Below are 25,778 nucleotides of genomic sequence, written 5' to 3'. Positions count from 1 at the left end.
CCACCATGAGGCGGCCGTTGCTTAGGCTGCATCCCGATGACGCAACCTCGCCACGCCAGCTCGGCGACAGCCCGCCGTCGCGATCTTCGTCACGACGGCGCGCGCACGCCTGCGGCCGCTCGTACCGCCGCGGCCCGACCAGCCGGGAACCGAGTGCAGCCCCGCCACGCAGGCAGCCACACCAAGCACCGCCTCCGCGCGGTCGCGCTCGGGGTGGTGGCCCTGCTCGCGTTCTCCGGGACGGCGGTCGCCGCGACGTACCAGCAGCTCCAGGGCGACGTGAACAGCGTGGACGTCGGCGGGCTCGTCGACCCACCCGTCGATGCTGACGGGAGCACGGCTCCCCCCGCCGATCCCAACGCGGGGACGCCGCTCAACATCCTCATCATCGGCTCGGACAGCCGGGCCGACGGCGGTGTGGACGACGGATTCACCTCGGTCCTCGCGGACACTCACATCATCGCCCACATCTCAGCCGACCGCGATCGCGTGGAGCTCGTCTCGATCCCCCGCGACACCATGGTCGACATCCCGCAGTGCCGCACCAGCAGCGGCACCACGGTCTACGCGCGGTTCGGCATGTACAACAGCGCGTTCGCCGAGGCGTTCGTAGCCGGTGGCGACACCGAGTCCGCCATCGCGTGCGACATCAACCTCGCGCAGTCCGTGACCGGGCTGACGATCGATGGCTTCGTGCTCGTGGAGATGGGCGGGTTCATCGACATGGTCGACGCGCTCGGGGGTGTCGACATCTGCATCCCGGAGCCGATCTACGCCCCGAAGGCCAACCTCGATCTCGAGGCCGGCCAGCAGACCCTGAACGGCGAGCAGGCGCTCGGCTACGCCCGTGCCCGCAGCGGTGAGGGCCTGAACGGTTCCGACACGGACCGCATCGGGCGCCAGCAGCACCTGATGTCCGCCATGGTCGACGAGGTGCTCTCCCGCAACGTCCTCACCGACGGTCCCGCGCTGTACCAGATGCTCCGGGCCGCGCTGAGCTCGCTCACGATGAGCTCCAACCTTGCCTCACTGAACGACATGGCCGGGCTCGCTCTCAGCCTCCGTTCGCTCGACCTCGCCGACGTCACGTTCATGACGACGCCGTACGCCGCCTACCAACCCGACCGCAACCGTCTGGTGTTCACCAGCGAGGTGGACCTCATCTGGGAGCGTATGGCCGCCGACGAGCCGATCGTGCAGGCGGACGAGCCCACCGGTGCGGCGACCGACGACAGCACGGGCGACGAGGCCAGCAGCGACGAGGCGAGCACCGACACCACGGACGAGACGACCACCGGCAGTACGGACGAGGCGAGCGACGACCCGAGCACCGACCCGGCTGACGGCGAGACCTCCGACGACGCCGGCGCGAGCACCGCGGACGACCTCACCCCTGTCTGCTGACGTCATGCGCCACGCGATTCGTGAGCGCAGGCGCCCGCCGGCGCGGGAGTCGGCAGCCCGCGACCGGCCCGCGCCGCCAGGTCCGTTCCGGCACGCCCGGCGGGTCAGGCAGCAGCGCGTGCGTCTCGTCGCGGCTCTCGTCTCGGGCGTCGCGCTGTTCGCCACCAGCGGGGCGGCGTGGACGTACCGCAACCTCGACGACAACATCCGCAGCCACGACATCGAGACGCTGCTCGGCACGGACCGGCCCACGGTTGCCGGTTCCGACCCGACCGACCCGGCCGATCCCCATGCCGGGCAGCCGCTCAACCTGCTGCTGGTGGGCGTCGACGACCGAGAGGGCGACAACGCCCGGTTCGGCGGCGCCGGCCAGAGCGGTGTCCGGTCCGACACGGTGATCCTGGCCCACATCGCCGCGGACCGCTCCCGCGTGGAGCTGATCTCGATCCCGCGTGACTCATGGGTCTCGATCCCCGCCTGCCCGCTGCCGGACGGCACCTGGAGCGAGCCCACCGAGTTCAAGTTCAACCAGGCGTTCGCGCTCGGCGGCGCGACCGGCGACGTCGGCTACGGCGTGGCCTGCTCGATCCGCACTCTCGAAGCAGCGACCGGGATCCGCGTCGACGGGTTCGTCGCGGTCGACTTCAGCGGCTTCATCCGCATGATCGACGCGCTCGGCGGCGTCGAGATGTGCGTGCCGGAGCCGATCGACGACCCGGACGCGGACATCCAGCTCGACGCAGGTCAACAGGTGCTCGACGGCGAGCAGGCTCTTGGCTTCGCCCGCGCCCGCAAGACCCTCGGCGACGGCAGCGACACCGCGCGCATCGGTCGCCAGCAGCAGCTGCTCGACGCCACGATCCGCACCGTGCTCGATCAGAACCTGCTCAGCGACTCCCCCGCCCTGCTGCGGTTCCTGGACGCGGCGACGGCGTCCCTGACCACGAGCAGTGAGCTGGGCTCGCTCTCGGCGCTCTCGGGCATCGCCCTGTCCCTGCGCGAGGTCCGCCGCGACGACGTCACCTTCGTCACGGTGCCCTGGACACCCCGAGGCGACGGCGCCAACGTGGTCTGGACGGCCGAGGCCGAGGAGCTCTTCGCCGCCATCGCGGCAGACCGACCGCTCGGGGGCGAGGACGAGACCTCCGACGGCGGAACCGCCGGCACCGACACGGGCGACACACCGGACACCACGGCCACCACCGCGCCCGGCGCGGACTCACCTAGCCTTGGCGGGTCCCACCACGAGAGCGAGAGCTGCTGATGAGCTCCGACGACCCCTTCGACTTCGAGGCTCCTGCCGGCCAGCGCCCTGCACGCGACCCCCAACGGCCCCCGGCGGGCCAGCCGGCGACGCCTCCGGGGCGCCGCCCGAGCCCGCGCACGTCGTCCCGCGCCCGCAGCAACGGCACCGCCCGGCCACTGCCCGGCAACCAGGTCCCCCCGCGTCGCGAGCCGACCGGCGCGAAGCGTCCCGCGCCGCCGCGGTCCGGCCGAGACGCGGGCCGGAACGCTGCAGCCCCAGGCGGCCCACCGCCGTCGTACACCCCTGGACAGGCTCCCCATGGCGAGGGCGCACCTCGCACCCGCGTGATGCCGGCAGGCGGCAGTGCCTCACCGCGCTCGGTCTCCGCGAGCAGCCGGAACGAGCGACCCGGCTCGCGGCCGCCGGATGCGCCCCCGTCGGCGACGCGCCCGAGCAAGCCGAAGCGGAAGAAGCGCCGCGGCCGCATGGTGGTGGCCGTGCTGGTGGTCCTGCTCGTGCTGGTGCTCGCCTGGCCGATCGGGCTGATGATCTGGGCCAACGGCAAGATCAACCACGTCGACGCCCTGAGCGGTGGTGCGGGTACGGCCGGCACCACATACCTGCTGGCGGGCTCCGACTCGCGGGCCGACGGCGCGCTGCGCAACGACACCACCGAGGGCCAGCGCACCGACACGATCATGCTGCTCACCGTGCCGAGCAGCGGCAACACCTCGCTGATCTCGCTCCCCCGCGACACGTACGCGGAGATCCCTGGTTACGGCCCCAACAAGCTCAACGCGGCCTTCGCGTTCGGTGGCGCCCCGCTGCTGGTCGAGACGGTCGAGCAGCTCACCGGGATCGGCGTCGACCACTACGTCGAGATCGGCATGGGCGGTATCGCCGGACTCGTCGACGCGGTCGGCGGCGTCGAGCTGTGCCTGGACTACGTCGTCGACGACCAGGACAGCGGCCTGGTCTGGGAGGAGCCCGGCTGTCAGGTGGTCGACGGCGAGACGGCGCTCGCGTTCGTGCGCATGCGCAAGGCCGACCCGCAGGGCGACATCGGGCGCTCCGAGCGGCAGCGACAGCTGATCCAGGCGATCACGAGCACGGTCGCGGATCCATCGCTCGTGACCCAGCCGGGCGAGCAGGTCCGGCTCGCTGAGGCAGGGCTGGGTGCGCTGCTGGTCAGCGAGGGCACCGGCATCCTCGACCTGGGTCGCATGGCGCTAGCGTTCCGCAACGCGACCGGGGACGACGGCGTGCGGGGAGCCCCGCCGATCGCGGACATGGACTACCGACCCGGCGGGGTTGGCTCGACCGTGCTGCTCGATCCCGACCTCGCGCCGGGATTCTTCCAGTCGCTCCTCGACGGCACCGTCACCGACGAGGACACCCACTCCTTCGAGTAGGCAGGCGTCGTCAGCGCAGGATCCGCGGGCCCTCGATCGCCGGGCAGCGGTCCATGACGACCTCAAGACCGGCGTCGAGCGCGCGCTGCGCTGCCGCGTTGTCGATCACGCCCAGCTGCAGCCACACTGCTCGCGCGCCGCGGGCGATCGCTTCGTCGACGACGGCGCCCGCGAGATCGGCGTTGACGAAGACGTCGACCACGTCGACGGCGACATCGCCGGGGATGTCGGCGAGCGTGGCGTAGCCGGTCGCCTCGTGCACTGCCTCGGCCTTGGGGTGCACCGGCACGATCGTCTTGCCGATGCCCTGCAGGTAGGCCGCCACCCTGTAGGCGGCACGGGCCCGGTTGGTCGACAGCCCCACCACCGCCCAGGTGGCCGGGGTGCGGATGAGGCGCTCGATCACTGCTGGGTCGTTGATCTGGGTCATGTCGCCAGCCTTCCAGACGCGCCCGGGAGACCCACGGCGAACGGCGGGTCCCATCGAGAGGGCGCGCGCTCCCGCCGCCGGAAGTGAACGGAAGCGTGTGGAAACCGCTCAGGTGGCGATGTGCGAGCCCACCGGGAGGATCGGACCGAGGGTGAACCGTGCGTTGCTCCACAGCGCGTACAGCAGGGGTGTCGCCGACAGCCCGATTGCCAGGGCCGGGTGGAGCGTGAACAACGCGGCCTGCAGCCCGAGGATCACGAGGGCGGCGATGCTGAGGTACCAACGCCTCACCGCGAGATAGAGACACGCGCGGAGCACGTCGCGCAGCCGCGCATCCGGCCGCTCGACGCTCGCGACCAGGGCGAGCACCGCCGTCGAGACGGCAAGGGCGAGCACAACCATGAGGAGCCCGCCGAGGAGCACGGCCCAGCGGCTGGCGCCGAGCACGACGAGGTCGATGGTGATCACCACCGACAGCGCCACCACCCCGGCGCCGATCGCGAGGGAGCGGCGCATCGTGCGCCACCAGCCGGACCAGAAGGCCACGACCACGCTGCCGCTGCGGGCCTCGGTCAGGTGCCGGAACACGGCGAACAGCGCAGGCAGCGCCGGGACCGCTGCGACGGCTGCGACCGCGAGCGCGGGCCAGGATCGGCGCGGGTCGGTCGTGATCAGCAGCACGAGCAGCGGCGCCGAGGCGATCGCCAGACACAGGTTCGCGATCAACGCGCCGGCGACCGTGCTGAAGATCGACTCCCAGGCGATGCCCGAGATCCGCAGCAGCGGGCGCCGCTCGCTCGCCACCGTCATCCCTTCACACCCGTGGTCGCGATGCCCTGCACGAAGTAGCGCTGCCCGAGCATGAAGATGATCGCGATCGGCAGCACCGAGAGCACCGATCCGGTCATGATCAGCGCGTACTCGGCGTTGTACTGCGACACCAGCGACTTCAACCCGATCTGGATCGTCCAGATCTCGGGTGACCGCAGGTAGATGAGCGGGCCGAGGTAGTCGTTCCACACGTTGACGAACGTCAGCAGCGACAGCGAGGCCACGGCGGGTCCGGACAGCGGCAGCACCACGCGGCGCCAGATGCCGTACTCCGAGAGCCCGTCGATGCGGGCGGCCTCGGACAGCTCCTCGGGGATCGACTCGTAGTACTGCTTCATGAGGAACACGCCGAACGCCCCGAATGCCTGCAGCGCGATCATCGCCCACAGCGTGTTCGAGAGCTCGAACCTCGACATCAGGATGAACTGCGGAATCATGTACGCCTGCCACGGCACCGCGATCGTGCCGACGTAGGCCAGGAACAGCACGTCCCGGCCGGGGAACCGGACCTTCGAGAAGCCGTAGGCCGCGAAGCTGCCGGTCAGCACCTGCAGGAACGTGATGACCACCGAGAGCAGCAGCGTGTTACGCAGCCACGTGCTCATGTCGGCCTTGGTCCAGATGTCCAGGTAGTTCTGCCAGACGACGGGGTCCGGCAACCACTGGATCGGCACCGTGAAGACCTGGGTGCTGTTCTTCAGCGACGACGTGACCATCCACACGAACGGCACGAGGATCGCCGCGGCAGCGACGAGCATCACCGCATAGAGCAGCACCCGGCCGACGAGGTGCAGACCTGTCCGCCGGTCCGCGCGGCCGCGGTTGCCCGGGGTGCCGGTCCCGGTGCTCGGCGGGTCGAGCGTGAGCGTGGCCATCATCGCTCCCTTCGCTTGTTCACCAGGAACTGCAGCACCGTGACCCCGATGCAGATGAGGAACAGCACGATCGCCACCGTGGAGGCGTACCCGAAGTCCCGCTCCACGAAGCCGGTGTCGTAGATGTATTGCGACAGCACCAAGGTGGCTGTGCCGGGGCCGCCGTTGGTCATCACGAGGATCAGGTCGAAGACCTTGAAGCTGCCGATCGTCAGCATCACGGTGACGAAGAAGGTCGTCGGGCGCAGCCCAGGCATCGTGACGTTCCGGAACCGCTGCCACGCGTTGGCGCCGTCGATGCGTGCGGCCTCGTACAGCTCGCCCGGGATCGCCTGCAGACCCGCGAGGAACAGCAGCATGTAGTAGCCCATGTCGCGCCAGATCGAGACCAGGATGATCGCGGGCATCGCCCAGTCGGTCGAGGTCGTCCAGCCCGGCGGGCTCGCGATCCCGATCGCCTCGAGGAACTGGTTGACCGGCCCCGCCTCGGGCGAGAACAGCATGTTCCAGACGACGGCGATCGCCACGATCGAGGTGATGTAGGGGAAGAACGCGACCGTGCGGAAGAAGGCCACCCCGCGCAGCTTTTGGTTGAGCAGGACGGCCAGGCCCAGCGCCGCCACCAGCGTGAGCGGGATGTGGAAGACCGCGTAGTACAGCGTGTTGAGCAGCGCGGTGTGGAAGGTGCTGTCGGACAGCAGTCGCTCGTAGTTCTCCAGCCCCGTGAACTCGGCCGCGCCGAAGGCGTTCCAGCTCGTGAACCCCAGGTACATGAGGATCAGCACCGGGACGAGGGTGAACGTGGCGAACCCGAGGAAGTTCGGCAGGATGAAGGTCCATCCCACCAGGGCGCGTCGGCGCCTCAGGCGCCGGCCGGGGGCCCGGGGCCGCTCGATGGTCGTCGCTGACATGCGTGCTCCTTGCAGCGTGTGGCGTGGGATGCCGATCGGGGTGGCGCCGGCAGGTGCCGGTCACCAACCCCGACGGTCGGATCAGCCCAGGACCTCGTCCTGAGCGCGGGCGATCGCAGCGGCGATGCCGTCGGCCGGGCTGATGTTGCCGGTCATGATCTCCGAGTGAGCGTCGTCGAGGATCGTCTGCAGCGGCGGCGTTCCGGAGTTCACCGGGGCCTCGGGCACCGGCTGCTGCGCGGAGAACGCAGTGCGCGCCACGTCATCGGTCGGCACACCCTCGAGCCCGAACATCACCTCGGCCACGGCCTCGGTGGTGTAGGCGGGCATGATCCCGATCGCGGCCAGCTCGCTCGCCGCCTCCTCCGAGCCGATGTAGGCCAGGAACTCCTTGGCGGCGTCGAGCTTGTCCTCGTCGATCGCCGGGTTGATGCCGATCGCGGTCGGGTTGCCCTGCGTGATCGGGGCGTCGAGCGTGCTGTCGTCGAGCTGCGGCATCGGCGCGAAGCTCCAGCCGAAGGTGTCGGCGTCACCGCTCTCCTGCTGCGCGAGCAGCGTCGCCACGTACCACGAGCCCATCGGCATCATCGCGACCTTCTGCGTGCCGAACTGGCCCTGGTAGGTGAGCGAGTTGGTCGTCACGGTGCCGTAGCTCTCCTGCGCGCCCGCATCCTGCAGCTCGAGCGCACGCTCGTAGAACGGCACCATGTAGTCCCACTCGGCGGCGAGGAACTTCTCGTCCGAGCCGGCTTGGGCGTTCGCGAAGCCCTGCACCAGGCTGGCCCACCCGTGCTGGTAGGTGGCCTTCGCGTCGGTGCCCGCCAGGCCTTCCTGCAGCGCGGACGAGGCGGCCACGTAGTCGTCCCACGTCCAGGTGCCGTCCGGCGCGTCGACACCCGCCTGGTCGAACAGCTCCTGGTTGTAGTAGAGGAACCAGGCATCCTGCCGGTACGGAATCGCGTAGGTGGCGCCGTCGACGACGTAGGCGTCGACGCCCAGGATGTCGCCGCTGAGCTCGGACGCGACGTCGCTGACGTCGACCAGCTGGCCGCCCTCCTGGTAGGTGGGCAGCGTCGTCACCGTCTTGAGCGGGTACAGGTCCGGTGCCGAGCCGGCCGCCAGGTCAGCGGTCAGCTGCGTGTCGTAGTTGGCGGCGTCGTACTCGAGGACGTCGATCGTCACCTCGGGGTTCTGCTCGGTGAAGCCGTCCACGAGCACCTGGAACTCGGGCGTGGTCGAGAGCGACCACCCCGCGAGCACCAGGTCCACGGGACCGCCGTCGCCCCCGCCGCCGCCGTTGTCGCCCGAGCAGCCCGCGAGCATGAGCGTGGCTCCTGCTACCGCCGCCACACCGGCTTTCGTCATCCGCTTCATCGCGTGTACTTCCTCTCCTGCTGAGATCCGGCCCGTGGATCGGGCCCTGGTGGTTGGTTGTGCGTCATTGAGTCGGAAGGCGTCATGCGCTGACGCCGATCTCGGCGAGCGCCACCGCTCCCCGCACGGGTCTGCCCGCGCGGAGGTCCTCGAGCGCGTCGAGGGTGTGTCGTGCGAGCCGTTGCGTCTCCGAGCCCAGCGACCCCGCCAGGTGCGGCGTGATCATCACGTTCGGGAGCGCGAGCAACGGGTGACCCGCGGGCAGCGGCTCGGGCTCGGTGACGTCGAGGATCGCGTCGAGCCGGCCGCTCGTGCACTCGGCCAGCAGGGCGTCGTGGTCCACGAGCCCGCCCCGAGCGGTGTTGATCAGGGTGGCGCCGTCAGGCAGCAGCGCCAGCTCCGCAGCACCGATCATGCCGCGCGTGGCCTCCGTGAGCGGGGCGTGCAGGGACACGATCTCGCCCGCGCGCAGCAGCTGCTCCAGCGGCACCAGCTCCCCACCCGCCGCAGCGACGGCGTCGGCGTTGGCGTACGGGTCGGCCACGAGCACCCGGGCCGGCTCGAGGACCTCGCGCACCAGCTCGAGCGTGCGGCGTCCGATCCGGGAGAACCCGACGAGCCCGAGCGTTCGGCCGAGGTTGGAGACCTCCGCCGCGGTCACCGCACCCCACGGCATCGGCGCCGTGCGGTTCGCGGCGGCCAGCGGGATGGCGCGCTTGCCGGCGAGCACGATCGCCGCCAGCGTGAACTCGGCGACCGGGATCGCGTTCGCGTCGGCACCCGAGACCACCGTGATGCCACGCTCGTAGGCCTGCGGCGCCACCAGGTCCCGCACGCTCCCGGCCGAGTGGAGCACGGCGCGCAGCCGCGGCGCGCGATCGAGGATCTCCACGGTGATCGCCGGGCAGCCCCAGGAGGTGATGAGCACCTCGACCTCGGCCAACCGCCCCGGGTTGACGCCGTCGAACCCCTCGCACCACGGAGGTTCGCCGAGCTCGACGAGGGAGCCGAGCCGCTCCAGCTCGGCCTGGCCGAACTGCTGCTGGTACGTGGCTCGCGCCATCACCAGCAATGCCTGCGGGTCCGCCATGACCACCGATCTCTCACCGTCGAGCCAGATTGTTTGTTTATGATCGTTGCGTATCCAACGAGCCGTATGGCACGGTAAGCGAACACGTTCGATCGTGTCAACCGATCACAATCGAACCTGCGACGGTGACCACGGGCCGGGCACACTGTGTCCACCCACAGGAGAGCGAGCATGGACGACGACAGCACCGGAGCGGCCGAGGGCCGTGCGCTGGGCGCGACCCGACGTGCTCAGATCCTCGCCGCCATCCGGCGGCACGGCACCGCCCGCGTGGCCGATCTCGCCGCCCAGTTCGGGGTCACGCCCGTCACGGTCCGGCGCGACCTCGCCGACCTCGACGATGCGGGCCTCGTCACCCGCGTGCACGGCGGTGCGGTCGTCGTCGAGGACCAGCCCGACCCCACCGCCCCCGGACCCGCGCGCAGATCCGAGCCCGGCGGTTTGCCCGACGGCGTGATCGGCATGCTCGTGCCCTCGCTGAGCGTGTACTGGCCCGACATCGCACGCAGCGTCGAGAGCGCGGTCAGGGACTCCGGCATGCGGCTGTTGCTGCACGAGTCCCGCTACGAGGCCACCGACGAGCGGCCGGATCTCGACCGACTGGTCGGCGCCGGCTGCGTGGGCATCCTCGCCGCACCGACGATGCAGGGCATCGGTGGCGAACGTGCGCGCGAGTGGCTGCGGGACGCCCCGGTGCCGGTGGTGCTGGTCGAGCGCACCGCCGTCGTGGACGGCTACCGCCGCGCCGTCGACTCGGTCATCTCCGACCACACCCTCGGCGGCGAGATGGCCGCTCACCATCTCGTCGATCTCGGGCACGAGCAGATGGGGATGGTGTTCTCGACGCACTCCCCCCACGCGGAGGAGATCCAGCTCGGCTGGCGGCGCGCGCTCCATGCTCGGGGGTTGTCGGAGGGCGGCGTCCTGGAACCGGTGCCCGATCGCGCCCACGCGGATTTCGACGGCGCCCTGGCAGCCGCGATCGAGAAGGTGATCGCCACCCGCACCACCGCCTTGCTGGTCCACTCCGACCCGGAGGCAGTCCGGCTCGTGCAGCACGCGGAGACCCGTGGTCTACGCGTGCCGGAGGATCTTGCGGTGATCTCCTACGACGACGAGATCGCCGCCCTCGCCAGCCCCCCGTTGACGGCGCTGCGACCCCAGCGCCAGGAGGTGGGCCGAGCCGCCGTCGCAGTGCTCCTCGATCGGGTCGCCCGCCCCGACCGCCCCGTCCACCGCGTGGCCATCAGTCCTACCCTCGTGGTGCGGGAGTCGACGGCGCTGCGCAGCTGATGCGAGGGAGCGCTCGACACGCCGGGCCTGCGAGGGTGAGTTCTCTTGAGTTCCTCACCGCGGGGCGAGAACGGGCACGCCGTTCTGGCGCGCCGCCTCAGCCAGGCGGTCGTCGTAGGTGACCATCGCGTCGAGCTCGTCGCCGAGCTCGAGGGCCGACGCCAGATGAAGAGCGTCCAACGAGCGTAGGTTCTCGGGATCGATTCGCCCCGCCGACTCGTAGGTGGTGGTGTCGAGCCGCAGGAGCGAGACCGAGTCGAGCACCGTCCGCGCCCGCAGCACCCGGTCCGGTGCGCCGCGCCGCACTGCTCGCATGAGCTCGGTCCGGGCGAGATCGGATGCCACGAAGTCACGATGGCCTTCTGCGAGCCACCCTCGGAGGGCGGGCGTCTCGACCTCGGCGATGACCAGCTTGACCAGAGCAGATGTGTGGAGGTAGTGCGCCATCAGTACCGCTCGTTCTCGCGCGCCTGAGCGAGAACCTCGGACAGCGGCGGGCCTGATGGAGGTTCGTCGAGATCGGCCAGGTCGTACCTGGCTGGTCGGGCACCGCCAGCAACGATCAGCGCCTGCAGCTTCGAGCTCGGCAGCGGGGTCAGCTGGGCGACGGGACGCCCACGGTCGGTCACCGTGATGATCTCGCCGGCAGCGGCCTGCCTGACCACCGCCGACGCGTTCTGCTTGAGTGCTCGTACACCGACCTCGCTCATGTTCTACAGTGTAGAACATCGGGACTAGCCGGCGTTGAATCCGGTCTTCTGCCCGCGCTGTGCGCGCAGTCGCGCGCCCTTCTCGACGGCGGTCTGACGCAGCTGGTCCTGGAAGGTCGCCATCTGCTCGCGCAGCCGGGCACCGAGCTCGTCGCCGCCGGCGGCGAGCACGCGCACGGCCAGCAGACCGGCGTTGCGGGCGCCGCCCACGCTCACGGTCGCGACCGGCACGCCTGCGGGCATCTGCACGATCGAGAGCAACGAGTCCATGCCGTCGAGGTGAGCCAGCGGCACCGGCACGCCGATCACCGGCAGCGGCGTCACCGCCGCAAGCATCCCGGGCAGGTGGGCAGCACCGCCGGCGCCGGCCACGATCACCCGCAGCCCCCGCCCGGCAGCCTGCTCGCCGTAGCTGATCATGTCGGTCGGCATCCGATGGGCGCTGACCACGTCGGCCTCGTAGGGCACCCCGAACTCCTCGAGCGCGAGCGCGGCCTGCTCCATCACGGGCCAGTCGGAGTCAGAGCCCATCACGACCCCTACCAGTGGCTGCGTCATCGGGCTTCCTCTTCCTCGGGGTCGTCGCCGCGCAGGATCGCGACGGCAGCGGTGGCCCGCTCACGGCAGACCTCCAGGTCGTCACCGGTCACCGTCACGTGCCCGAGCTTGCGCCCGGGGCGCACCTCTTTGCCGTACAGGTGGACCTTGGCATCCGGGTAGGCCGCCATCAGCGCTGGGTACGCGCCTGCCGGGTCCTCCAGCTGGGAACCGAGCAGGTTGACCATCACCGCCCACGGCGCGGTGGCGGCCGTGTCCCCCAACGGCAGGTCGAGCACCGCGCGCAGGTGCTGCTCGAACTGGCTGGTCACCGAGCCGTCGATCGAGAAGTGGCCCGAGTTGTGGGGCCGCATCGCGAGCTCGTTGACGAGCACCCCCTCCGCCGTCGCGAACATCTCGACGGCGAGCACACCTGTCACCCCGAGGCCCTCCGCGACGGTGCGCGCGATCTCCTCGGCCTGCGCCGCGAGCGCGGGGTCGAGGCCCGGGGCGGGCGAGACCACCTCGGCGCACACGCCGTCGCGCTGGATCGTCTCGACCACGGGCCACGACCGCATCTCGCCCGAGGGCCGCCGCGCCACCAGCGCGGCCAGCTCCCGCACGAACGGGACCTTCTCCTCCGCGAGGAGCGGGCCGCCGTCGGACATCCAGTCGGAGATCTCGACGGCGGAGCCCACCACCCGGACCCCCTTGCCGTCGTAGCCGCCGACCGGGGTCTTGACGATGACGGGCCGGCCGACCTCCTCGGCGAAGGCGTTGAGCTCGGCGGCGCTGCTGATGCGCGCCCACCGGGGGCACGGCACGCCGAGCGCGCCGAGGCGCTCGCGCATGTGGAGCTTGTCCTGCGCGCAGGCCAGGGCCTCCGGGCCGGGCTGGACGCTCACGCCCTCGGCCTGCAGTGCGCGGAGGTGCTCGCCGGGGATGTGCTCGTGCTCGAAGGTGAGCACGTCGGCGCCGTCGACGAGCGCGCGCAGGTCGGCGATGTCCTTCGGCGTGCCCACGGGACTGTCCGGCAGCACCTGGGCGGCGGCACCGTCAGCGGCCTCCACCAGCGCTCGGAGCCGGATCTGCAGCGCGGCTGCAGGCTCGGCCATCATGCGGGCCAGCTGCCCGCCCCCTACAACAGCGACAACGGGACCCACGAGGGGCAAGCCTAGTCGCCGGGGAGCGCTCCCCGGGTCAACGTCCACCCCGCCTGCCCGCTGGTCAGTCAGCGTCCCCCCGACCTCCATCCCAGCGCCTCGCTGGTTGGTCAGCGTCCACCCCGCCGCCCCACTGGTGCGTCAGCGCCCAGCCTGAGCACCCGCTGGTGCCTCAGCGTCCACTCGCCACGCTCCCGTGGACGCTCTCCCACCACTGGCGAGCCGGCGACATCCCACTCCCCTACCCCCTGGTGCCTCAGCGTCCACCCGCCACGCTGCCGTGGACGCTCTCCCACCACTGGCGAGCCGGCGACATCCCACTCCCCTACCCCCTGGTGCCTCAGCGTCCACCCGCCACGCTCCCGTGGGCGCTCTCACACCAGCCGACGGCCGGCCTGGACGCTCAGTCACCAGTGCGCTCCGGGGAGCGCTGCCCGCCGCCGGTGACCAGAGTCCGGTACGCGTGACATCCTGACGCCGTGGAACGGCTGAGGCACTGGCTGCTGGTGAGGCACCGCAGCAACTGGATCCAGCTGTTCCGCTTTGCCCTCGTGGGTGGCTCCGGGGTGCTCGTGAATCTGCTGGTCATGGTGATCTGCAAGAAGATGGGCGCGCACCCGGAGGCGATCGCGGTCGACCTGCCCGGCACCGACTTCAACGTGCGCTGGTACCACGTGTTCTCGACTATCGCCTTCCTCGTGGCCAACCTCTGGAACTTCCAGCTCAACCGCTGGTGGACCTTCCGCAGCGCCAAGCAGGTCGGCTGGTGGCGCGAGTACCCGCCGTTCCTGGTGGTCGGCTCGGCGGCCCAGGTGGTGGGCCTGGGCATCCTCACCCTGCTGATGCACCCGCACTCACCGCTCGGGCTGCCATCGGAGATCTTCGACGACACCACCGGCCTGCGCACCAAGGTCTACTGGGCGCAGCTGATCTCGGTGATCCTCGTGACCCCGGTCTCGTTCGTGCTCAACAAGATCTGGACCTTCCGCCGCGTCCGCACCCGCGACGGCCGCTCGCTCGCCACTGCCGCCCACCTCGACCCGGAGCCGGCGCCACCTCGCGGCGCCGCGGACTCGAGCGAGAACGAACCTCAGCGAACCTGACCGGCGATCACCACGCCGACCGCGCCGACGTTGCCCTTCACGCCCTGCGGTCACTTCTGCAACACCTCAACCGCCGCGGCGTTGTGCATCACGCCCCGTCGTCACTTCCGCAACACCCCCACCGCCGCGGCGTTGCACCCCCACAGCCCACGGTCAACGCGCCTGCGGGCCGCCCACGACCTCGGCCTGAGCCGCACTGGCGCCCGAAGCGTTCGCCTGTCCCCTGAGCACCCACCAGAAGGCGAGATACCGACGCCGATTCGCGGACTCGTGCGCGCGAGAATGGCTGGGCCTGGCTGGAGCACGTGAGGAACGAGCGTGCGGATGGTTCTCCGCGCGCACGAGTCCGCGAAGCCGCCCCGCGCAGAACCTCCGTTGTCACCCTCCCGACGAGATCAGCGGCGCCGCCGCCGCCTCCCCACCACCACCATCGACCCCGGCGGCAGCACGGAGTCGGGCTCGAGGTGCTTGGGCACGGCGGCGAGGAAGATCGAGAACACGGCCGGCCGTCGCTGCGAGAGGTCCAAGCGGCCGCCGTCGGCGGTCACGAGGTCACGGGCCAGCCCGAGCCCGAGCCCGGTCCCCTTGCCGGAGGTGACGTGCCGCTCGAAGATCCGGGGTGCAAGGTCGTCTGAGACGCCCTGGCCTTCGTCGGAGACGGCGATGACGACGCCGTTCTCGACGCCGGACTTGGAGGGGCGGGCCTCCACGCTGGTGGTGCCGTCGCCGTACTTGAGGGAGTTCTCGAGCAGCGTCGAGAGCGCCTGCGAGAGCGCGCCCGGGGTGGCGAGCACCGCGACCTCGTCGGGATCGCTGAAGCGCAACCGACGGCCGCCGCGTTTGAACGTCGGCCCCCACTCGCGCTGCAGCTGCTCGAACACCTCGGACAGCTCGAGCGGCTCGGTGGTGCCGCCATCGGTGCTGCGCGCGGCGGACAGCAGGTCGTCGACGACGCCCACCAGGCGCTCCACCTGCTCGAGCGAGATCCGCGCCTCGTCCGCGATGTGCGGGTCGTTGGCGGTCATCTCGATCTCCTCGAGACGCATGGTGAGCGCGGTCAGCGGCGTGCGGAGCTGGTGGCTCGCGTTGGCGGCGAACTCCCGCTCGGCGGCCATGCGCTGCGCCATGCGTTCACCCGAGCGCACCAGCTCGGTCGAGACCAGGTCGATCTCCTCGACCCCGGAGGCCACGACCGTGGGGCGGGCGCGGCCGGCGCCGAGCTGCTCGGCGCTCGCTGCGAGGTAGATCAACGGCGCGGCGAGGCGCCTCGCCTGCCTGCCCGCGACCAGCGCCCCCACGCCGAAGGCGACCAGCGAGGCGACCACCACGAGGATGACCACCTGCGCGCCGCGCCAGAACAGGCTGCTGGCAGGCACCTCGACGACGACGAGCGCACCTCGCGCGGTGGGCTGCCGGTGATAGTAGGTGTTGCCCTCGAAGTCATCACCTGCGACGACGACCTCGCCATCCGGCGTCGTGACGGTCACGCGCATCGGCATGTCGCCGGTGTCGTCGGCCCAGCGGTCGAGGTACTCGCTGTCGATCTCGAGGTCGTACGTCAGCCGTGTCTCGACCGCACGCGCGATGCTCTCGGTCCGCAGCTGCAGGTCGGAGCGCACCGAGTCCTGCGCGAGCACGACGCCGAAGATCGACATCGGCACGCCCAGCAGCAGCACCGCGACGGTCACCGCCGCGATCGTCGCGGTGAGTACGCGTCTGCGCAGCTCAGTGCTCCTCGGTCTCGAACCTGAACCCCATGCCGCGCACGGTGGAGATGTAGCGCGGCGAGTTCGCGTCGTCGCCGAGCTTGCGGCGCAGCCACGAGACGTGCATGTCGAGCGTCTTGGTGGAGCCCGAGGGGTCCGACGCCCAGACCTCGCGCATCAACGAGTCGCGCGAGACCACGGAGCCCGACTCGCGCACGAGCACGCGCAGCAGCTCGAACTCCTTCGCGGTCAGCGACAGCTCCCGCTCGCCCTGGAACGCGCGGTGCGCGGCCACGTCGACCTTGACGTCCTGAGCGGCGATCTCGTCCTCTTCCTCGCCGTCGCTGCCCGCGCGCCGCAGCAGCGCCCGCACGCGGGCGAGCAGCTCGGCCAGCCGGAACGGCTTGGTGACGTAGTCATCAGCACCCGCGTCGAGCCCGACGACGAGATCGACCTCGTCGGCGCGCGCGGTCAGCACCAGGATCGGCGTCGTGAGGCCCTGGTTGCGCACCCAGCGAGCGACATCGAGGCCGTCCATGTCCGGCAGGCCGAGGTCGAGGACCAGCAGATCGGCCGTGCTCGCCTGGTCGATGGCGCCACCACCGGTGCCGTGCACCGACACCTCGTAGCCCTCACGCGAGAGCGCACGAGCCAACGGCTCGGCAATGGCAGGGTCATCCTCAGCTAATAGGACTCGGGTCACTCGGCCATGCTAATGCCATGAGCGAGGGTGGTGAGTGTCAAACCACCCCGGCCGCGCCGCCGTCGAGCGGGCTGACGCGCGCGAGCCGCACCGGTCTGACCACCCCCAGGCCCTGCACCGCGACCGGCTGCTCGGGCGAGAGCGTCACGCCCGGCTCCGTGGCCTCCAGGAGGGCCGCGCTGACGTCGTCGAGCACCACCACACCCGCGCGGGCGACGTCGCCCAGCCGCGAGGCGAGGTTCACGCTCGGCCCGAACACGTCGCCGGAGAGGGACAGCACGCGGCCCCACACGAGCCCGCCGCGCACGTCGAACCCCGCCCCTCGCATCACCTCGAGCAGCTGCAGCGACACCTCGGCACCGGTGCGCAGATCGTCAGCCACGAACAGCACCGCGTCACCGATCGTCTTGACCACGCGGGCGCCGTTCGCGGCGATCGTGTCCCGCGCCGCGGTCTCGAACCCCTGCACCAGGTCGGCGAGCTCGGCCGAGGACAGTCCCGCGGTTCGCTCGGTGTAGGAGACCATGTCGAAGAACCCGATGGCCCGCTCCAGCGGCAGCTCGCCGGAGTCGGGCAGCGCCGGCGTGTGGGCCTGGCCGATGTCCCGATCGAGCCGCCCCATCAGCGCCACGAGCTGACGCCGCCACGTGTGCACCATCTGCTGCTCGAGCACCGGGGCCAGCGCAGCCAGCCGGTCCAGCACCACCAGACGGGCGGAGGTGTCGTCGAGCCGGTACCGCACCGAGGCGTCCTCGACCAGGGCCTCCAGCTGCCACAGCGCGAGCCGGTCGGCGCTGTGCCCCTGCGCCCGCACGAGGGTCTGCGCCGCCGCCAGCCCGACCGTGCCGGCCTCCACCAGCTCGACCATGCGCCCGAAGACCACCAGATCGTCCTCGGTGAAGTGCGGGACGTCGTCGGGCACATCGGCGAAGCCCAACGACCGCCAGAAACCGCGGACGATCTCCAGGCTCTGACCGGTGCGTTCGGCAACGTCGAGGCTCGTCAGCGTGGCGCCCTCGCCCAGCAGGCCGCGAGCGAACGCCTGATACGTCGACCCGACGGCGTCAGCGTTCTCGACCACGCTCGTGAAACTACCCTTCATCGGAAGGCGTCGCCCGCAGATGCTGCACATCACCCGCCATCACCAGCTGCCGCGAGCCGTCGGGCGCCTCGATCACGAGCCCGCCGCCGGCACCGATCTCGCGCGCCACCCCGGTGACCTGGACCTCCCCCGGGAGGTGCGCCACCACCTGCGCACCGATGCTCACGCATCGCCGCTCGACGGCGTCGCGCCAGCGTGCGGGGTCGCTCACCAGCCGCTCGCGCAGGTGGTCTCGGATCGCCTCGAGCAGCGCATCGGGCTCGACACCGAGCCCGTGCTCCCGCAGGGTCGTGGCCCACGGGACCGGCGGGACGCCGTCGAGATTGAGCCCGATCCCCACCAGCACACCGGCCTGACCGGGCAGCACCTCGGCGAGGATGCCGCCGGCCTTGCGCCACCTGCCCCAACCCTCGACCTCAGCCTCCGCGGGCAGCACCACGTCGTTGGGCCACTTCAGCCCGGCGGTGCACCCGAGGTCTGCGAGCGCGTCGGTCACAGCGCACCCCACGATCAGCGGGATCCACGACCAGCGCTCGGCCGGCAGCGCCGGGCGCAGCACGAGGCTCGCCGTCAGCGCGGTCAGCTCGCTGGTGTCCCAGGTGCGCTCGCCGCGGCCATGGCCGGCACGCTGGCGCACGGCCCGCAGCCCGGACAGGTGCGGCCAGTCCGCGGCGTCGGCTGCGAGCGCACGGAGGTCGTCCTGCGTCGACCCGGTCTCGGTGACCGTGACCACCGCGGAGCACCGTGGCGCCTGCACCTGCGTCATGGTCCCAGCCTCGCATGGGCCAAAGTCCACGCTCGATGCCCGCAACCGGACGAAGCAACCGGTTGCCACGCCGTCGAGCGTGGGATTCGTCCCACCACCGCAGCCGGCGGCACCCTCTACTCTGCTGAGCGTGACCACTTCCTCCACCGCCGACAAGCTCGCCGATCTGGACCGACGCATCGCCGAGGGCCCCGAGGCCCTGGCGAGCGCCGCCGTCGAGAAGCAGGGCAAGCGCGGCAAGAAGTCCGCACGGGAGCGGATCGACGCGCTGCTGGACGAGGGCAGCTTCGTCGAGCTCGACGCGTTCGCCACGCACCGCTCCACGAACTTCGGCCTGGACAAGCGCCAGGTGCCGGGCGACGGCGTCGTGGTGGGGTACGGCACGGTCGACGGGCACCAGGTGGCCATCTACAGCCAGGACTTCACGGTGTTCGGCGGCTCGCTGGGCGAGGTGCACGGCCAGAAGATCAGCAAGGTGATGGATCTCGCGCTCCGCACCGGGGTGCCGTTGATCGGGATCTCCGACGGCGGTGGCGCGCGCATTCAGGAGGGTGTCGCCGCGCTCACGCAGTTCGCGGAGATCTTCCGGCGCAACGTGGCCGCCTCCGGCGTGATCCCGCAGATCTCGCTGATCCTGGGCCCGAGCGCGGGCGGCGCGGTGTACTCCCCCGCGCTCACCGACTTCATCGTGATGGCCGATCAGACGTCGAACATGTTCATCACCGGGCCCGACGTGATCCGCGCCGTGACCGGGGAGGACGTCGGGTTCGAAGAGCTCGGCGGCGGCCGCACGCACAACGAGCGATCCGGGGTCGCGCACTACCTCGCCGCCGACGAGGAGGACGCGTTCGACTACGTGCGTGCACTGCTGCACTACCTGCCGGCGAACAACCTCACCGATCCCGAGACGTTCCCCACCGAGACCGATCTCGAGCCGTCCGAGACCGACACTGCGCTCGACACGCTGATCCCCGACTCGGACAACCAGCCCTACGACATGCACGCGCTGATCGAGGCGGTGCTCGACGACGGCGACTTCCTCGAGGTGCAGGCGCTCTACGCGCGCAACGTCATCATCGGGTTCGGGCACGTGGAGGGGCACCCGGTGGGGATCGTCGCGAACCAGCCGCAGACGATGGCCGGCACCCTCGACATCAACGCCGCCGAGAAGGCGGCCCGGTTCGTGCGCACCTGCGACGCCTTCAACATCCCGGTGCTGACGTTCGTGGACGTGCCGGGGTTCCTGCCCGGCACCGACCAGGAGTGGAACGGCATCATCCGCCGCGGCGCAAAGCTGATCTACGCCTACGCCGAGGCCACCGTGCCGCTGATCACGGTGATCACGCGCAAGGCCTACGGAGGCGCGTACATCGTGATGGGGTCCAAGCAGCTCGGCGCCGACCTCAACCTCGCGTGGCCCACCGCCCAGATCGCCGTCATGGGATCGGGCGGCGCCGTCAACATCCTGCACCGCAGCACGCTGCGCAAGGTCGAGGAGGAGGGCGGCGACGTCGAGGCCGAGCGCGCCCGGCTCACGGGCGAGTACGAGGAAGCGATCGTCAACCCCTGGGACGCCGCGGCCAAGGGCTACGTCGACGCCGTGATCGCGCCGTCCCAGACCCGCGCCCAGATCGTCCGCGGGCTCCGAGCGCTGCGCACCAAGCGTGCCCAGCTGCCCGCCAAGAAGCACGGGAACATCCCGCTGTGACCGCCGCCGGCGCGGACAACGGCGAGGAGAACGCGGGCCCGCGAGGAGAGATCGGCGAGGTCGGCGACCTCGTGCGCGTGGTCCGCGGCGAGGTCGACGAGGAAGAGCTCGCGGCGCTCGTGGCGGGCATCGTCGCGGCCCGGATGGCGTCCACCGGCGACGAGGTCGACGACGGCACGCGCACCTCGATCTGGGCCGACCCCCGCCGCCGGTGGGGTGTGCCGCGGGGCGCGCAGCGCGCCGCCTGGCGCTGGAGCACCCACCAGGCCTGGTAGCCCGGGCACGGCGGGTATCGTCTCGCCGATGAGCACCAGCACCCGTACCGCCACCGCGGTCGACGCGATCGCGGACGCCTACGTCGACGACCTCGTCCGCCTCAGCCCCATCGCTGCGACCGAGCTCGGTCTGCCCGGCGCCGAGACCGAGCTGGACGACTTCTCGCCCGAGGGGCTGGACGCCGTCGCCGAGGCCACGCGGGCGACGCTCCGCGAGCTCGCGCAGGCCGAGATCGTCGACGACGTCGACCGGGTCACGGTCGCCGCGATGCAGGAGCGGCTCGGTCTGCAGGTCGAGCTCTACGAGGCGGGCGAGCAGCACGGCGCTCTCAACGTGATCCACTCCCCGCTGCAGGCGCCGCGTGAGGTCTTCGACCTCATGCCCGCGGCCACAGCCGGCGACTGGGAGCGGATCGCTGAGCGGATGCACGCCGTGCCCGGGGCGATCGAGGGCTACATCACCTCGCTGCACCACGCGGCCGAGCGGGGCAACCTCTCGGCGGTCCGGCAGTTCCAGGAGTGCATCAAGCAGGCGGAGGAGCTGGCCGGCCGCACGAGCACCGAGTCCTTCTGGTCCGCCTTCGCCTCCGGTGCCCGGCCCGACGACGACGCCCCCTCGGCCGCGCTCGCCGCCCACCTCGCCGCGGGGGCGGAGCAGGCGAAGGGCGCGTACGCGAGGCTCGCCGAGGAGTTGCGGAAGCTCGCGCCGCGCGCGCCGGAGGTCGACGCCGTGGGTCGGGAGCGCTACCAGCTGTGGTCGCGGTACTTCCTCGGTGCGAGCATCGACCTCGACGAGACCTACGAGTGGGGTCGCGAGGAGCTCGCCCGCATCGTGGCGGAGCAGGAGGACGTCGCCGCGCAGATCGGTGGGCCCGGCACCACGCCGGAGCAGGCGATGGACATCCTCGACGCCGACCCGGAGCGCCAGATCCACGGCACGGAGGCGTTGAAGGCGTGGATGCAGGAGACCTCGGACGCCGCCGTCGAGGCGCTCGCCGGTACCCAGTTCGACATCCCGGAGCCGGTGCGCCGGCTCGAGTGCCTGATCGCCCCGACCACCTCGGGCGGCATCTACTACACCGGCCCGAACGCGGACTTCTCACGCCCCGGCCGGATGTGGTGGGCGGTCCCCGAGGGCGTGACGGAGTTCGGCACCTGGCGCGAGACCACGACGGTCTACCACGAGGGCGTTCCCGGGCACCACCTGCAGATCGGCCAGACGGTCTACCGCGCCGAGCTGCTCAACACCTGGCGCCGGCTCGCGAGCTGGGTCAGCGGTCACGGCGAGGGCTGGGCGCTGTACGCCGAGCGGCTGATGGCCGACCTGGGCTTCCTCGACGATCCGGGCGACCGGCTCGGGATGCTCGACGGCCAGCGCATGCGCGCCGCCCGCGTGGTCCTCGACATCGGCGTGCACCTGGGCAAGGAATGCCCGCCCGAGTGGGGTGGCGGCAGCTGGGACGCCGACAAGGCCTGGGACTTCCTCGACGCCAACGCCAACATGGCCGAGGGTTTCCTCCGGTTCGAGCTCAACCGCTACCTCGGCTGGCCGGGCCAGGCGCCCTCGTACAAGGTGGGCCAGCGGCTCTGGGAGCAGATCCGCGACGAGACCAAGACCCGCGAGGGTGAGGCGTTCGACCTCAAGGCGTTCCACCGTCGCGCCCTCGACGTCGGCTCCGTCGGCCTCGACACCCTCCGCGACGCCCTCCTCCCCTAGCTCTCACCACGATTCCGGACACCTCCGGACGCTCAGCTCGCCGTCGTCGCGCTCCGTTGCCTCCTTCGAGCAGCGGCGACCGTGCTGCTGATCACCTCGTTCCACGGGGTCGCGGTGACGCCGAGGAGGTCGGTGGTGTCGGAGCCGTCGCTGACGAACGGTTCGACGTGCTGGTAGCTGATCTCGCGCAACTCCCGCATCATCGGCACCAGCACACCCATCAGCCAGCTGAGCACCGCAGGGTACTGGCGGACGCGGACCCTGGGGAGCCCGGCGGCCGCGGCGATATCGGCAGCGACCTGGTTCAGTGACCGTGGCGGCTCGGTCGGCACGATCCACGCCCGACCCCAGCCGACATCGGTGCCCAGCACGGCCATCACCGTGGCAGCGATGTCGCCGACGGCGGTCCACGTGTGCGGTGCGTCCGGCTCGCCGACGACGTACGCCGTGCGGCCCGCGAGGATCGGGTCGACGAACCGCGCACCGACGTGGGCACCCTGGGTCGCGAGCGACTCGGGGCCGCAGTAGTCGGAGGCCCGGATCTCGGTGACCCGCACCCGGCCGGCGCGATGCGCGTCCATGAGCGTCTCCCACATCCGAGCCCGCACGGCACCCTTGCGGGTGGTCGGCGCCAGCGGCGTCGCCGAGGTCATCGGCGAGGTCCCCGGCGCGTAGCCGTAGAGGTTGCCGATCAGCACGATGTCGGCGCCCGTGGCTGCCGCCTGCTCGATCACGTTGTCGATCAGTGGCGGCCACTCCTTCTCCCACTCCGGGTAAGGAGGGTTCGTGGCGATGACGAGGCTCGCGGCGCCCTCGAGGACCTCGCGGAGCCGAGGGTCGGCACCCGCGAGGCGGACGGCGTCGGTGCCGGGGATCTCGGTTCCCGATCGGGTGACGACCGTGACCTCGTGCCGGGCCGCGAGCATCCGAGTGACGACGGCGCGACCGATCGGGCCTGCGCCGAGGACGACGTGACGTGGCATGACTGAACTCCTTCTGGGCATCGGCGAGAACACTGTTCTCTGGGGTGAGAACAGTGTTCACGTTGGCCGACAGGATGTCAAGAACACTGTTCTCGAGATGTGGCATCCTGTGGTCATGGCCGACGACGCAGCGCCCCCGATGTTGACCGCTGTGCTCGAGGTCGCACGCCGCCAGCTCGGCGAGGTCGGGCCGACGGCGCTGTCGCTGCGGTCGATCGCCCGCGAGATCGGCGTGGTGCCCTCGGCGCTGTACCGGTACCTGCCCGGCCGGGAGGCGATCCTCACCCAGCTGATCCAGACCGGGTACGAGCGGCTCGCCGCCGCGGTGCGCGAGGCCGAGGAGGCCGTCCCGCGCCAGGACCACCTGGGCCGATGGTTGACCATCTGGCGCGCCACGCGAGACTGGGCGCTCGCCCACCCCCACGAGTACGCCCTGCTCTACGGGACCCCCGTGGTGGGCTACGCGGCTCCCAGCAGCACGATCGAGCCCGCGACCGCCGTCGTGCTCATGCTCGCGCGCGTGGCCATCGAGGCCCATGCTGCCGGGGCGCGGCCCGCCGCCGAGACGCAGCCCGAGCTCGCACAGGAGCTGCGCGACGACGCCCGCACGATCCAGGACGCCCTGCCGAGGCTCGGGGTGGAGGCAGCGATGCCGTCGGACCCGCAGCTGGTGCTGCTCGTCGTCGATGCCTGGACCACTCTTTTCGGGGCGATCTCGTTCGAGCTCTTCGGGCACTACGAGCGGTCGATCACCGCCCGGGGCGCGCACCTGGAGGCGCTCGCACAGCGGCGAGCAGCCGAGCTGGGGATCGTCGCGGCCGCGCCCAGCACAGGCTGAGGCCTACGGAACGGTCGTGCCGGCGCCCAGCCCTCTCGGGCCCTTGCCCCCCCGCTGGTGAGCCAGCGTCCACGCCCGCCCAGCGCTGGTGAGCGAGCGTCCACACCCGCCCCGCACTGGTGAGCAGGCGTCCACCAACCGGTACACGGTGGACGCTCTTCCACCAGGGCAAGACCGAGGTGGACGCTGAGGCACCATCGCCGCTCCATGGGGATGCTCACGCCAGGGCGGTAGGTACGCCCGTGAGTGGTCGAGCGATATCCACAGCTGCAGGCTGATGTCCGCTCATCCACAGCAAGGGGACGGGGCGTTCGCGCCACAGGCACGACATGCGATGCGCTGCTCGCATGCCCCGAGCCACGTCAATCAGCTCACGATTCCTGAACGGTCCGTTCGCGTCGTCGGACTTCGTTGCTCAGGGCTATTCCGAGAAAGTCCTTCGAGGCCAGCGGTTCCGCCGGCACCACCCGAGGGTGTGGGTAGCGACCGAGCACGTCATGACGCTCGCGGACCGCGTGGACGCCGCCAAGCTGTATCTGCCGCCTGCAGCCCGAGTCACCGGCATCACCCGGATCCAACAACTCGGGCTTGAGATGGGGCCCGTCGAGCCCGTGCACTTCGTTATCGACTCGGACCTGCACCTCAGCACTCCGGGGATCGTGCTTCACCGCACTGCTTCCATGCCGCCATCCGACGATGACGGCGTCACACCCGCAGCGGCGTTCATCGCCTACGGGACACAGGCCCGCCTGATCGACCTGGTTGCCGTCGGCGACTGGTTGCTGCATCGGAGCTTCATGACCGAGGAAGAGCTGCTCGATCTGCTTCAGGCGCAACCATGGCGAGACGGCGCGCACGAGGTCAGGAAGATCCTGAGCATGCTGAGACCTCGATCTCGCTCCATCCCTGAATCCAAGCTCAGGTTGCTGCTGGAGGCGGCGGGGATCGTGGGACTCGAGGTGAACGCGCCGCGTCGGCGCCTCGACGGCAGGCTCGTCGAGATCGACCTGCTGGCGACGAGCTGCGGCATGGCGATCGAGTACGACGGCGCGCACCACCAGAAGGATCGCGGCCAGTACCTGACCGACATCGACCGATACGCCGCGTTCCGGGCGATGAAGTTGCCCTACAGCCAGGTGACGAAGGAATCGATGCGGGTGCCACGAGCCATGGTGCTGAACGTCTACGACGACCTCGTGTCGGTGGGCTACCAGGGTCCCCGCCCCGAGTTCGGTCGTGCCTGGCGAGCACTCTTCCGGAGCGTTCGGCGCCCCCGTGCGGGCCAGGACGCCCCTCGCGCACGCACAAGGGTGGGCCACCGTGCGCCTCGCCCGGGGCCAGGTCGCTCAGCACCCATCACGACCGGGACGCAGGTCAGTCAGCGTCCAAGGAGCAGACCCTGATGGACGCTCAGCCACCACCCCACGCCCCCAGTGGACGCTGACCCACCACCCCCGCAGGCCAGGTCACTCAGCGTCCACCGAGCCGGCCCCGATGGACGCTCAGCCACCACCCCACGCCCCCAGTGGACGCTGACCCACCACCCCCGCAGGCCAGGTCACTCAGCGTCCACCGAGCCGGCCCCGATGGACGCTCAGCCA

The 25,778-nt window shown here is 70.9% G+C and carries 25 protein-coding genes; 10 read left to right on the top strand and 15 right to left on the bottom strand.

Annotated elements, in window-relative coordinates:
- The first annotated feature begins 36 nt into the window (after positions 1-36).
- From GPA03_RS10060 to GPA03_RS10050, 3 genes are all read left to right on the top strand, one after another.
- Positions 37-1,404, top strand: coding sequence for an LCP family protein (locus GPA03_RS10060; RefSeq protein ID WP_156251837.1), 1,368 nt, complete (start codon positions 37-39; stop codon positions 1,402-1,404).
- Between the two features lie 118 nt (positions 1,405-1,522).
- Entirely contained in the window at positions 1,523-2,668 is a 1,146-nt protein-coding gene (locus tag GPA03_RS10055) for an LCP family protein (RefSeq protein WP_162458322.1), read from the top strand.
- 479 nt (positions 2,669-3,147) lie between these two features.
- On the top strand, positions 3,148-4,062 hold the full coding sequence (locus GPA03_RS10050; RefSeq protein ID WP_241681209.1) for an LCP family protein: 915 nt from the start codon (positions 3,148-3,150) through the stop codon (positions 4,060-4,062).
- 10 nt (positions 4,063-4,072) lie between these two features.
- On the opposite strand, the gene GPA03_RS10045 is transcribed toward GPA03_RS10050, so the two are convergent.
- From GPA03_RS10045 to GPA03_RS10020, 6 genes are all read right to left on the bottom strand, one after another.
- On the bottom strand, positions 4,073-4,492 hold the full coding sequence (locus tag GPA03_RS10045; RefSeq protein ID WP_156251834.1) for a CoA-binding protein: 420 nt from the start codon (positions 4,490-4,492) through the stop codon (positions 4,073-4,075).
- Positions 4,493-4,600: 108 nt separating this feature from the next.
- Positions 4,601-5,302: a YesL family protein gene (locus GPA03_RS10040; protein ID WP_156251833.1), complete on the bottom strand. Its 702-nt coding sequence runs from the start codon at positions 5,300-5,302 to the stop codon at positions 4,601-4,603.
- A complete protein-coding gene (locus GPA03_RS10035; protein ID WP_338325728.1) occupies positions 5,299-6,198 on the bottom strand; it encodes a carbohydrate ABC transporter permease in 900 nt (299 codons plus the stop codon). The genes GPA03_RS10040 and GPA03_RS10035 overlap by 4 nt, the downstream gene beginning before the upstream one ends.
- A complete protein-coding gene (locus GPA03_RS10030) occupies positions 6,198-7,109 on the bottom strand; it encodes a carbohydrate ABC transporter permease (RefSeq protein WP_156251831.1) in 912 nt (303 codons plus the stop codon). Before GPA03_RS10030 ends, GPA03_RS10035 begins: the two co-directional genes overlap by 1 nt.
- 81 nt (positions 7,110-7,190) lie before the next feature.
- The gene (locus tag GPA03_RS10025) at positions 7,191-8,474 is read right to left on the bottom strand and encodes an ABC transporter substrate-binding protein (RefSeq protein ID WP_241681208.1); all 1,284 of its coding nucleotides are present in this window, start codon (positions 8,472-8,474) and stop codon (positions 7,191-7,193) included.
- A gap of 91 nt (positions 8,475-8,565) precedes the next feature.
- Positions 8,566-9,573, bottom strand: a complete 1,008-nt coding sequence (locus tag GPA03_RS10020; RefSeq protein ID WP_156251829.1) for a hydroxyacid dehydrogenase — start codon at positions 9,571-9,573, stop codon at positions 8,566-8,568.
- A gap of 171 nt (positions 9,574-9,744) precedes the next feature.
- On the opposite strand from GPA03_RS10020, the gene GPA03_RS10015 reads away from it, so the two are divergent.
- Positions 9,745-10,866, top strand: a complete 1,122-nt coding sequence (locus tag GPA03_RS10015; protein WP_156251828.1) for a substrate-binding domain-containing protein — start codon at positions 9,745-9,747, stop codon at positions 10,864-10,866.
- A gap of 54 nt (positions 10,867-10,920) precedes the next feature.
- Here the strand turns inward: GPA03_RS10015 and GPA03_RS10010 are convergent, their stop codons facing one another.
- The 4 genes from GPA03_RS10010 to GPA03_RS09995 are packed head-to-tail and all read right to left on the bottom strand — an operon-like array spanning position 10,921 to position 13,366.
- Positions 10,921-11,313 carry a type II toxin-antitoxin system VapC family toxin gene (locus GPA03_RS10010; protein ID WP_156251827.1) on the bottom strand — a complete coding sequence of 131 codons (393 nt, stop codon included), beginning with the start codon at positions 11,311-11,313 and terminating at the stop codon, positions 10,921-10,923.
- Positions 11,313-11,576 carry a type II toxin-antitoxin system Phd/YefM family antitoxin gene (locus tag GPA03_RS10005; RefSeq protein WP_156251826.1) on the bottom strand — a complete coding sequence of 88 codons (264 nt, stop codon included), beginning with the start codon at positions 11,574-11,576 and terminating at the stop codon, positions 11,313-11,315. The genes GPA03_RS10010 and GPA03_RS10005 overlap by 1 nt, the downstream gene beginning before the upstream one ends.
- A 24-nt stretch (positions 11,577-11,600) precedes the next feature.
- Positions 11,601-12,134, bottom strand: a complete 534-nt coding sequence (purE, locus tag GPA03_RS10000) for a 5-(carboxyamino)imidazole ribonucleotide mutase (RefSeq protein ID WP_156251825.1) — start codon at positions 12,132-12,134, stop codon at positions 11,601-11,603.
- Positions 12,131-13,366, bottom strand: a complete 1,236-nt coding sequence (locus tag GPA03_RS09995; protein ID WP_156251824.1) for a 5-(carboxyamino)imidazole ribonucleotide synthase — start codon at positions 13,364-13,366, stop codon at positions 12,131-12,133. The genes purE and GPA03_RS09995 overlap by 4 nt, the downstream gene beginning before the upstream one ends.
- 389 nt (positions 13,367-13,755) lie before the next feature.
- Between GPA03_RS09995 and GPA03_RS09990 the strand changes: the two genes are divergently transcribed.
- Entirely contained in the window at positions 13,756-14,379 is a 624-nt protein-coding gene (locus GPA03_RS09990) for a GtrA family protein (RefSeq protein WP_156251823.1), read from the top strand.
- Positions 14,380-14,774: 395 nt separating this feature from the next.
- Here GPA03_RS09990 and GPA03_RS09985 read toward each other — a convergent pair whose 3' ends face one another.
- From GPA03_RS09985 to GPA03_RS22575, 4 genes are read right to left on the bottom strand one after another with little or no spacing between them, the layout of a single operon-like run.
- Entirely contained in the window at positions 14,775-16,067 is a 1,293-nt protein-coding gene (locus tag GPA03_RS09985; protein ID WP_338325727.1) for an ATP-binding protein, read from the bottom strand.
- Positions 16,068-16,104: 37 nt separating this feature from the next.
- Entirely contained in the window at positions 16,105-16,788 is a 684-nt protein-coding gene (locus GPA03_RS09980) for a response regulator transcription factor (protein ID WP_156251821.1), read from the bottom strand.
- A gap of 37 nt (positions 16,789-16,825) precedes the next feature.
- Positions 16,826-17,869, bottom strand: coding sequence for an adenylate/guanylate cyclase domain-containing protein (locus GPA03_RS09975; protein ID WP_156251820.1), 1,044 nt, complete (start codon positions 17,867-17,869; stop codon positions 16,826-16,828).
- Positions 17,870-17,879: 10 nt separating this feature from the next.
- Positions 17,880-18,656: a biotin--[acetyl-CoA-carboxylase] ligase gene (locus GPA03_RS22575; RefSeq protein ID WP_156251819.1), complete on the bottom strand. Its 777-nt coding sequence runs from the start codon at positions 18,654-18,656 to the stop codon at positions 17,880-17,882.
- 130 nt (positions 18,657-18,786) lie between these two features.
- Here GPA03_RS22575 and GPA03_RS09965 point away from each other — a divergent pair, with 130 nt between their 5' ends.
- From GPA03_RS09965 to GPA03_RS09955, 3 genes are read left to right on the top strand one after another with little or no spacing between them, the layout of a single operon-like run.
- Positions 18,787-20,364, top strand: coding sequence for an acyl-CoA carboxylase subunit beta (locus tag GPA03_RS09965; RefSeq protein ID WP_421958411.1), 1,578 nt, complete (start codon positions 18,787-18,789; stop codon positions 20,362-20,364).
- Positions 20,361-20,639 carry an acyl-CoA carboxylase subunit epsilon gene (locus tag GPA03_RS09960; RefSeq protein WP_156251817.1) on the top strand — a complete coding sequence of 93 codons (279 nt, stop codon included), beginning with the start codon at positions 20,361-20,363 and terminating at the stop codon, positions 20,637-20,639. Before GPA03_RS09965 ends, GPA03_RS09960 begins: the two co-directional genes overlap by 4 nt.
- Positions 20,640-20,667: 28 nt before the next feature.
- Positions 20,668-22,356, top strand: a complete 1,689-nt coding sequence (locus GPA03_RS09955) for a DUF885 domain-containing protein (protein ID WP_156251816.1) — start codon at positions 20,668-20,670, stop codon at positions 22,354-22,356.
- A gap of 32 nt (positions 22,357-22,388) precedes the next feature.
- On the opposite strand, the gene GPA03_RS09950 is transcribed toward GPA03_RS09955, so the two are convergent.
- On the bottom strand, positions 22,389-23,339 hold the full coding sequence (locus GPA03_RS09950; RefSeq protein ID WP_162458321.1) for an NAD-dependent epimerase/dehydratase family protein: 951 nt from the start codon (positions 23,337-23,339) through the stop codon (positions 22,389-22,391).
- Between the two features lie 115 nt (positions 23,340-23,454).
- On the opposite strand from GPA03_RS09950, the gene GPA03_RS09945 reads away from it, so the two are divergent.
- Positions 23,455-24,177, top strand: coding sequence for a TetR/AcrR family transcriptional regulator (locus GPA03_RS09945; protein WP_206673505.1), 723 nt, complete (start codon positions 23,455-23,457; stop codon positions 24,175-24,177).
- 497 nt (positions 24,178-24,674) lie between these two features.
- Positions 24,675-25,580, top strand: coding sequence for a hypothetical protein (locus GPA03_RS09940; protein ID WP_156251813.1), 906 nt, complete (start codon positions 24,675-24,677; stop codon positions 25,578-25,580).
- Positions 25,581-25,778 lie beyond the last annotated feature (198 nt).

Origin of the sequence: Pseudactinotalea terrae (assembly GCF_009733845.1) — a bacterium.
GTDB classification, from domain to species: Bacteria; Actinomycetota; Actinomycetes; order Actinomycetales; family Beutenbergiaceae; genus Pseudactinotalea; species Pseudactinotalea terrae.
The sequence above is the reverse complement of the archived record's forward strand: the minus strand, read 5'-3'. Positions and strand labels throughout refer to the sequence as shown.

Excerpts from the sequence above, each read along its gene's own strand:
- GPA03_RS10060 (WP_156251837.1), top strand. The coding sequence starts at position 37 with ATGACGCAACCTCGCCACGCCAGCTCGGCGACAGCCCGCCGTCGCGAT.
- GPA03_RS10045 (WP_156251834.1), bottom strand. The coding sequence starts at position 4,492 with ATGACCCAGATCAACGACCCAGCAGTGATCGAGCGCCTCATCCGCACC.
- GPA03_RS10040 (WP_156251833.1), bottom strand. The coding sequence starts at position 5,302 with ATGACGGTGGCGAGCGAGCGGCGCCCGCTGCTGCGGATCTCGGGCATC.
- GPA03_RS10035 (WP_338325728.1), bottom strand. The coding sequence starts at position 6,198 with ATGGCCACGCTCACGCTCGACCCGCCGAGCACCGGGACCGGCACCCCG.
- GPA03_RS10030 (WP_156251831.1), bottom strand. The coding sequence starts at position 7,109 with ATGTCAGCGACGACCATCGAGCGGCCCCGGGCCCCCGGCCGGCGCCTG.
- GPA03_RS10025 (WP_241681208.1), bottom strand. The coding sequence starts at position 8,474 with ATGACGAAAGCCGGTGTGGCGGCGGTAGCAGGAGCCACGCTCATGCTC.
- GPA03_RS10020 (WP_156251829.1), bottom strand. The coding sequence starts at position 9,573 with ATGGCGGACCCGCAGGCATTGCTGGTGATGGCGCGAGCCACGTACCAG.
- GPA03_RS10015 (WP_156251828.1), top strand. The coding sequence starts at position 9,745 with ATGGACGACGACAGCACCGGAGCGGCCGAGGGCCGTGCGCTGGGCGCG.
- GPA03_RS10010 (WP_156251827.1), bottom strand. The coding sequence starts at position 11,313 with ATGGCGCACTACCTCCACACATCTGCTCTGGTCAAGCTGGTCATCGCC.
- GPA03_RS10005 (WP_156251826.1), bottom strand. The coding sequence starts at position 11,576 with ATGAGCGAGGTCGGTGTACGAGCACTCAAGCAGAACGCGTCGGCGGTG.
- purE (WP_156251825.1), bottom strand. The coding sequence starts at position 12,134 with ATGACGCAGCCACTGGTAGGGGTCGTGATGGGCTCTGACTCCGACTGG.
- GPA03_RS09995 (WP_156251824.1), bottom strand. The coding sequence starts at position 13,366 with ATGGAGGTCGGGGGGACGCTGACTGACCAGCGGGCAGGCGGGGTGGAC.
- GPA03_RS22575 (WP_156251819.1), bottom strand. The coding sequence starts at position 18,656 with ATGACGCAGGTGCAGGCGCCACGGTGCTCCGCGGTGGTCACGGTCACC.
- GPA03_RS09955 (WP_156251816.1), top strand. The coding sequence starts at position 20,668 with ATGAGCACCAGCACCCGTACCGCCACCGCGGTCGACGCGATCGCGGAC.
- GPA03_RS09950 (WP_162458321.1), bottom strand. The coding sequence starts at position 23,339 with ATGCCACGTCACGTCGTCCTCGGCGCAGGCCCGATCGGTCGCGCCGTC.
- GPA03_RS09945 (WP_206673505.1), top strand. The coding sequence starts at position 23,455 with ATGGCCGACGACGCAGCGCCCCCGATGTTGACCGCTGTGCTCGAGGTC.
- GPA03_RS09940 (WP_156251813.1), top strand. The coding sequence starts at position 24,675 with ATGACGCTCGCGGACCGCGTGGACGCCGCCAAGCTGTATCTGCCGCCT.